Annotated in this window: 5 protein-coding genes; 1 reads left to right on the top strand and 4 read right to left on the bottom strand. The window is 48.1% G+C overall.

Going from position 1 to position 8,628, the window contains the following annotated elements:
* Positions 1-36 precede the first annotated feature (36 nt).
* Complete coding sequence (gene purL, locus AC3A8L_RS17345) at positions 37-3,894, bottom strand: phosphoribosylformylglycinamidine synthase (RefSeq protein WP_487963535.1); 3,858 nt, start codon at positions 3,892-3,894, stop codon at positions 37-39.
* Between the two features lie 584 nt (positions 3,895-4,478).
* Between purL and mltF the strand changes: the two genes are divergently transcribed.
* On the top strand, positions 4,479-5,981 hold the full coding sequence (mltF, locus tag AC3A8L_RS17340; RefSeq protein WP_487963534.1) for a membrane-bound lytic murein transglycosylase MltF: 1,503 nt from the start codon (positions 4,479-4,481) through the stop codon (positions 5,979-5,981).
* Positions 5,982-6,154: 173 nt separating this feature from the next.
* Here the strand turns inward: mltF and tadA are convergent, their stop codons facing one another.
* The 3 genes from tadA to AC3A8L_RS17325 all read right to left on the bottom strand — a co-directional run.
* Entirely contained in the window at positions 6,155-6,655 is a 501-nt protein-coding gene (gene tadA / locus AC3A8L_RS17335; RefSeq protein WP_487963533.1) for a tRNA adenosine(34) deaminase TadA, read from the bottom strand.
* Positions 6,656-6,702: 47 nt separating this feature from the next.
* A complete protein-coding gene (locus tag AC3A8L_RS17330; protein ID WP_487963532.1) occupies positions 6,703-6,918 on the bottom strand; it encodes a DUF1653 domain-containing protein in 216 nt (71 codons plus the stop codon).
* A 347-nt stretch (positions 6,919-7,265) separates the two neighbouring features.
* Positions 7,266-8,628, bottom strand: a 1,363-nt coding sequence (locus AC3A8L_RS17325; RefSeq protein ID WP_487963531.1) for a methyl-accepting chemotaxis protein, incomplete at its 5' end; no start/stop codon positions are given.

Genomic DNA, 8,628 nt, shown 5'->3' with positions numbered 1-8,628 from the left:
TGGGCATTATTTCGAGCCCACTTGAATAGTTACCAATTAATTAACGAAAACCCGCGCGTTGCGGAAAATACGCAACCAACCGCCGTCTTCCTGCCAATCTTCTGGCTTCCAAGAGTTAGCTACCGTGCGGAATACGCGCTCTGGATGTGGCATTAAAATAGTCGCGCGACCGTCGGTACTGGTTAAGCTGGTAATGCCGGCTTGCGAGCCATTAGGGTTGGCAGGGTAAGCCTCTGTCACATTTAAGTGGTTATCAATAAACCTTACCGCCACTTGGCCACTGGCATTACACGCGTCAAATGCAGCCTTATCAGCAAACTCTGCACGCCCCTCACCATGGGCAACAGCTACTGGCAAATGCGAGCCAGCCATACCTTGATATAACACCGATTTAGACGACTCAACTTTAACCAATGCAACCCGCGCTTCAAATTGCTCCGACACGTTACGCACAAAGTGCGGCCATAAGTCGGCACCAGGAATCAAATCTTTTAGGTTGGACATCATTTGGCAACCATTACAAACACCCAAACTAAAGGTGTCGTTACGACCGAAAAACGCTTCAAACTGATCACGAGCCATTGCATTAAACAAGACCGTTTTTGCCCAGCCCTCACCCGCGCCCAACACATCGCCATAACTAAAACCACCGCAGGCGGCTAAGCCTTTGAACTCATCCAATGCAATGCGTCCAGCTAAGATGTCACTCATGTGAACATCCACAGGCGTAAAGCCCGCGCGCTCAAAACCTGCCGCCATTTCCAAATGACTATTAACACCCTGCTCACGCAAGATCGCCACTTTGGGTTTATGCCCCAATGCAATGAAAGGTGCCGCGACGTTATCCGATGGATCAAAGCTCAGCTTACTGCTTAGACCCGGATTTTCATCCGTAATACATGCAAACTCTTGCTCTGCACACACCGGGTTATCGCGCAGTGCTTGCATGTTATAACTGGTTTTACTCCACAACTGCTGCCATTGGGCACGGGTTGCAGACACTAAATTATCATCGCCGCTGCGAATAACAATTGTCTCATCCGCTGTTGCCGAGCCCAACTCGATTAGCCCAGCCTGTAAACCAGCGTCAGCAAACGTCTTTTGAACACCGGCTAATTGGCTACGCTCAACCTGAATAACAGCGCCAAGCTCTTCGTTAAATAACGCACTAAGCGCATCGCCCCCTAAAGGCGCAATATCAATATTCAAACCGCAACGGCCAGCAAAAGCCATTTCAGCTAGAGCAGCCAGCAAGCCGCCATCACTGCGATCGTGATAAGCCACAAGGCTTTCCTGGCTTAAACAGCTCTGCATACCATTAAAGAAAGCTTTTAGCTCATCAGTACTTTCTAGGTCGGCAACCTGCTCACCCATTTGATTACAGGTTTGCGCCAAAATAGAACCACCCAAGCGCTGCTTACCTGCCGCCAAATCGATCAGCAGTAAAACATTGTCGTCCGTAGCTTTTATTTCGGGTGTAATTGTTTTGCGTACATCAACTACTGGCGCAAAAGCGGTTATCACCAAAGACATTGGCGAAGTGACGGCTTTTTCTTGGCCGTCTTGCTGCCAGGCCGTACGCATAGACATGGAGTCTTTGCCCACTGGAATCGTTATACCCAGCGCAGGACACACCTCCATACCAACGGCTTTAACAGCTTCATATAGCTTACTATCTTCACCTTTATGGCCCGCAGCACACATCCAGTTAGCCGAAAGCTTAATGTCGCGCAATTTATCGATAGGGGTACAGGCTATGTTGGTGATGGCTTCAGCTACCGACATGCGCCCAGAAGCCGCAGCATCCATCAGTGCAATCGGTGTGCGCTCGCCAATACTCATCGCTTCGCCCGCGTAAGAATCAAAGGTCGCCGTAGTAACCGCGCAATCTGCCACCGGCACCTGCCAAGGTCCAACCATTTGATCGCGTGCAACCATACCGGTAACCGAGCGATCACCAATAGTGATTAAGAATTGCTTGCTCGCAACGGTGGGGTGCTGCAATACCCGCTCGGCCGCCTCGGCAACCGACAACTGAATATCAAGAGGCTGTAAGGCCGCATTATAAGTATCGGCTTCGCGGTGCATTTTTGGCGCCTTGCCAAACAACACACTCATAGGAAGATCAACAGGCTTAGAATCAAAATGCCGATCATTGACAACCAACTTTTGCTCACTAATCGCCTCGCCAACAACGGCATAAGGGCAACGCTCACGCTCACAAATCGCCTTGAAGCGCTCCAGTGAAACTGGCTCAACGGCCATTACATAACGCTCTTGCGATTCGTTACACCAAATTTCTAAAGGCGACATACCCGGCTCATCGTTGGGCACTTCACGCAATTCAAAATTGGCACCACACCCACCATCTTTCGCCAATTCGGGGAACGCATTCGAAAGACCACCAGCACCCACATCATGAATAAAGGCAATGGGGTTATCGGTACCTAACTGCCAGCACTGATCAATGACTTCTTGGCAACGGCGCTCCATTTCAGGGTTTTGACGCTGAACGGATGCGAAATCTAAATCTTCTGAAGAGGTGCCCGATGCCATAGAGGAAGCCGCACCACCACCCAAGCCAATCAACATCGCTGGGCCGCCTAAGGCAATCAAGTGGCAACCGGGTACAAACTCTTCTTGGGCAATATGCTCTTCACGAATATTGCCGTAACCACCCGCCAACATAATCGGCTTGTGGTAACCGCGGCGCTCGCCATCAAAATCGAGTTCGAATGTACGGAAATAACCACAGATATTCGGGCGACCAAACTCATTATTAAATGCCGCGCCACCAATGGGGCCGTCCAACATAATATCGAGTGCAGTCACGATACGGCCAGGCTTGCCGTAATCTTGCTCCCAAGGCTGGTTGTAACCAGGGATTTGCAAATTAGAAACCGTAAAACCACTCAGGCCAACTTTCGGCTTAGAGCCTTTACCAACAGCACCTTCATCACGAATTTCGCCACCAGAACCCGTACCCGCTCCCGAAAAGGGCGAAATAGCCGTTGGATGGTTATGTGTTTCAACCTTCATCAGAATATGCACAGGCTCTTGATGGTAGCTGTACTCATGGGTATCGGTATCGGCAAAGAATCGCCCCGCGACTGAACCCGTCATAACAGAAGCATTATCAGCATAGGCCGACAGCACATCTTCACCACCGAGCTCGTAGGTATTTTTAATCATTTTAAACAGCGATAAGTCTTTATTTTCGCCATCAATGGTCCAGCTCGCGTTAAAGATCTTGTGACGACAATGCTCACTGTTCGCTTGCGCAAACATCATCAGCTCAACATCGGTTGGGTTGCGCTTTAAGTCTTTGAAGCTAGCAACAAGATAATCGATCTCATCTTCAGCCAAGGCTAAACCCAAAGAAGCATTGGCAGCTTCTAGCGCAATCCGGCCACCCTCAAGCACATCAACATAATGCAAAGCGCGCGGTTCATGCTTGGCAAATAAAGCTTCAGCTTCATCCAAGCTGGCAAACATCACCTCAACCATTCGGTCGTGTAACAAACCGGTTACAGCATTTGGGTCAAAATCGCCTTCAACATGATAGGCAACGCCGCGTTCAATACGGTTAACCTTCGCCACGCCGGCATTGTGAGCAATATCGGTTGCCTTCGACGACCAAGGCGAAATAGTGCCTGGGCGCGGCACAGCCAGTAATAACTGGCCATCGCCGGCTTGCTTATCGGCCTTTGGGCCATAAGTCAGTAATCGAACAATCACCTCAGTTTCGATGGCAGTTAAGGCATCGCTGAGGTCAGCAAAGTGAACGTACTCAGCGTAAACCGCTGAAATGCCCGGCTGCAAAGCCTGAAGCGACGAAAGGAGTTTTTGAGTACGGAATTCTGATAGCGCAGGTGCACCGGGCAAAATCAACATGGAGGGATAGGTCTCGCAGTTCATAAGACGGGTTGTCGAAAAAGCGCGCATTGTACTCGATTTGCGGGCAAGTAGCAGCCGTAACAACGCCTTACTCTCAAGTAAACCTGACGAAGAACTGGCACCTCGGTTATCATTTATGGCGTGGTATGCTTCCAATCACGCGCATATAGGGATAAAATTGATTCTTTTTTGAACAAAACCGTTACATTAATTTGCTATATTACGGCTTATTTGTGTCGTAAAAGGCACTAAGAACAGACTAAAATGCTGGCATTAAAAAAATAAAGTGAATAGCCACTATCAGGCAAAATCACACAACCAGCCAATGCAGTAACGCCCCTAAAATATGGCGCATTTAATCGCTATTTAGGCTGGACCGTTTATCGCCGCCAATGCGTACAACTGCGCTAGAACCAACCGTTTTTAAGCGCGAAACAGTTTAAGTCGTAACTGGAAGTTACTGGGGATACGCTTAACAATTAACATTTCCGCACGAATTAAATACCTGCGCACCCAAAAATGAACGCTTCAACCGGGGCAAAGCAAGCAGGAAGCTAACACTAAAAAGGTCACTCAGTATTATGGCGCCATGGATCCGAACACTTAGCATCATCAGCCACAGGGTTTGTAACCATGTGCTTGTTGTCGCCTGTGTGTTTTGCCTGTGCTCATTACTTACCAGCAGTCGCTTGCCCACACTGCTGGATCGCATTCAAAAAGAAGGGGTACTTACCGTCGCTTCGCGCAATGGGCCTACCACCTACTATCAAGGGGCTGATGGCTACACCGGTTTCGACTACGAACTATTACGCGGTTTCGCTAAACATTTAGGTGTAGAACTAGAGATTGTCGAAGAAGAAGATCTTGGTCACATATTTCAGGCGATAGCCTCGCGCGATGTACATATGGGTGCTGCCGGCCTAACAATAACGGCCAAACGCGCCGAAGTCGTTAGTTTTAGTCAACCCTACTTACACGTCACACAGAAAGTGATTTACCGTTCAAACTCCCCAAAACCCGAAAGCATACAAGACCTTATCGGCGCCGATATATTAGTTATCGGCAATAGCAGCCATGCCGAACGCTTAAGAGAACTCAAGCGCGAATACCCCGATCTCGTCTGGAACGAACGCCAAGATATCGAAATGCTCGATCTACTTGAAATGGTACACAACAAAAAAACTACCTACGCGATTGTCGATTCCAACGCTTTAGAAATGAACAGTAGCGTATACCCTCGGGCGCTTGCTGCTTTTGACCTTACCGAACCCGAACCGCTCGGCTGGGCACTGCCTAAAATTACTGACCACAGCTTGCGGCAAGCCGCCAACCGCTATTTAACGCAACTGGAAGAATCCGGCAAGCTTGCCGAAATAACAGAAAGCTTTTACGGCCACGTCGGTCACATCAACTACAGCGGCGCATTAGTTTTTACTAAACGTTTGCGTACCCGATTTCCTAAATGGCGCGAGAAAATCGAACTTGCCGCAAAAAAAACAGATCTCGACTGGCAGCTATTAGCGGCTCTTAGCTATCAAGAATCACACTGGAACCCTAAGGCTAAATCCCCTACCGGTGTGCGCGGTTTTATGATGTTAACACGCAATACCGCACGCGAAATGGGTGTGAAAAGCCGGCTAGATCCAGACCAAAGCATTGATGGCGGCGCACGCTATTTTCGAAAAATGTACGACCGCTTAAGCGACGACATTGTAGAACCTGATCGCACTTGGCTAGCTCTAGCGGCCTACAACATTGGTTTTTTACATATGCAAGACGCCCGTAAAATCACCCAAGATCAAGGTGGCAACCCCAACCTGTGGAGTGATGTACGCGAACGCTTACCGCTGCTGACTAAACGCCAATATTATAAAAAAACACGCTATGGCTATGCCCGTGGGCACGAGGCCGTAAGTTACGTCAATAACATCCGTAATTTTTACAATGTTATTTCATGGAAAGAACAAGAACGCGAAAAACAAGAGGCGATAGCCGCCGAAGGCAGCCCAGAAGATAAGCCTCTAGGCTACGAATCAATCATTAGTAGCGCTTTAGAAGAACTCGAAGTCATTAACGCGATGTAAGGGGCGTGCATGAAATAACTTCCCGTTTTTGAATTCCTGGGTGCACACTTGCCTTCGTTAAAAACATTTGCAATAGCTGGCTATTACGCCATATTTTCGCCTCGTCAAGCAAGCACCCAAAAACCCAAATTCCAGCAACTTATTCCGTGCACGCCCCTAAGCCATAACCTGCATTAGAGGGTGTCTTTCAGCGCGCTGCTTTTTAACGCTTTTTTGCGCGCACGCCTCTCGGCAAAAAACTGCTGCATTAGCGCGCTAGCCGCTTCAGCACAAACACCAGCAGATACCTCCACCCGATGATTAAAGCACGGGTCGTCCAGTAAACTGTGGCTACAAACACGCCCCGCTTTGGGCTCCGTTGCTGCAAATACAATACGCTGAATTCGCGCATGAATTAACGCCCCTAAACACATTGTGCAAGGCTCCACCGTGACATAAAGCGTTGCTTCCGGTAAACGATAGTTACGAAGCTGTACCGAGGCAGACCTTAAAGCCTGTATTTCAGCATGTGCGGTAGGGTCGCATGCACTAATCGGTTGATTAAACCCCTGCCCTACGACTATGCCATTTTGCACAATAACGGCGCCTACTGGCACCTCGTCACAATCGTAAGCAAGGCGCGCCTGTGAAAGTGCAAGATGCATAAAAAAAACATCATCAACCATGCAGCTCATTCACTACCCTTACCAATATCACCAACAATAACAGCCGAATTCCCCACTTAAATGGCCTCAACAAAAGCAAAGCGAGGCAATGTTTGACCATCAATAACCACCGACTCAGTAAACATAGCTAACGGGCGTACAAAAAGTTGAAAGTCACCGTATAGCGTGCGGTATACCACCAGGAACTCTTCTGTTTCGCTGTGCTTTGCCACCCCCGTAACATGATAATACTGCCCTTTGTAATGCCGATATTTTCCTAAAGGAATTTGCATAATCACCTCCCAACAAAAACGACCATTATCAGCGACTAGCACCTTTTAAAAAAGCACTCATTCACACGACAATAAAAAGGTAACGACAGGCAAAAAAAGCCCCGACAAGCAGGGCAACTATTATCAGGACAACAACGTGAAAAAACAGTACATCGAAGCTAGAGCGAAGCAACGCTAGGGTGTCTCTAAAAATACAATTTTCCTCGATAGCGGAGGCACTTCCTTGCCCTCACTCAATAATGACTATTTTTAGAGGTGCTCCCGCCTTACTAGCTTACTACCTCATTGCTTAGCTCCACTTTGGAGAACAGTATAATTGTGCCAACCGAAACAATCCCTAAATTGCTTTATGCCGTTTTAAAAACAGCCATTAATGCCTGTAAGTCTTGAGACTGCGCTTTAATTTCCCGCCCTAAGTCACTGCTCGATCGCGTTCTCGCCACCAACTCTTCAATTAATAAATTTATTTCAGCTGCACTATCGGCGATAGTTCGGCTGGCATGCCCCTGCTGCTCAACACCAACAACCATCGCACAATTAATGTCAGTTAAGGCCTGCATTTTAGCTTGGCTTTCTTCTACTTCAGCAACTGTCAGCTGTATTTTCTCAATGCTTTGCTCGGCATGTGATTTTGAACTTTGCATAATATCAACGGCTTTAGCGCTAGCGCTTTGCAACTGACTAATAGTGCCTTTAATTTGATTCGTTGATTCTTGCGTACGCGTTGCCAGCGCGCGAACCTCATCGGCAACTACCGCAAAACCTCGCCCTTGCTCACCCGCACGAGCGGCCTCAATAGCCGCATTCAAGGCGAGTAAATTGGTTTGCTCTGCAATACTATTAATCACATTTAAAATATCAGAAATATTACTGGCGTATTGCTCTAACGACTGAGCAGTACTGTTAGATTCTTGAATTAGCGAATTCAGTTGCGCCAATGACTGCTGACAGCCCTTTAAATGCTGACTCGCTGAATCGTTCGCAGCGCCCACCGTGCGTAGCTGCTCATTCGCGTTTTGCATATCCCGCACCATATCGGCCGAAGTCGTCGCCAGCTCTTCAGTGGTTGATGCAATTACATTCGTTCGGTCGTATTCATTCTGCGCTAGCTCGCCAAAGCCTCGAATATCATCTAATAAACGCGTCAACCCTAAATCCACCCGCCCAGAAGCCACGCCCGATTTATGTACAGCCCCCGCCATCGCTACGAGTAATTGATTCAATAGGTCCGCAACACCATTATTACCGACAAGACGCTGTGTTAAATCCAGCTGATTACCGCCACTAACAACTCGCTCAATAGTGCTCGTTAGCTGCTGATCACGTTTAGCATTATTCGCAAGAATCCCCATCAAGAAACATTCAGTACCTAAATACCCCGCATGAATTAACACAACTCCCACAGTGCAATTCTCATGATCGTAAAAAAAGAAGTTGTGAAAAAGGTGCATGTGCTGGATAACAAACAAACCGATATGCGCTATGGCACCGCATGCAAAAACCGTTATGAAGACCTTGGCATCGCGGTATAAAAAGAAAACAGAGGCCGTTACAAAATAACCAAAATGCGCCTCAATCATTCCGCCACTTTGTAGCACTTGCAGTGATGTCATCCAACTGAGTACGCCCGCTAGCAGATGGCGCGCTATGGGCAAGCCCGCTAAACCAGTGCCTGCCAATACAGCAATAGGCAACAAAACCACCGCCGAA

The sequence above is a fragment of the Marinagarivorans sp. genome, assembly GCF_982758155.1.
The sequence above is the reverse complement of the archived record's forward strand: the minus strand, read 5'-3'. Positions and strand labels throughout refer to the sequence as shown.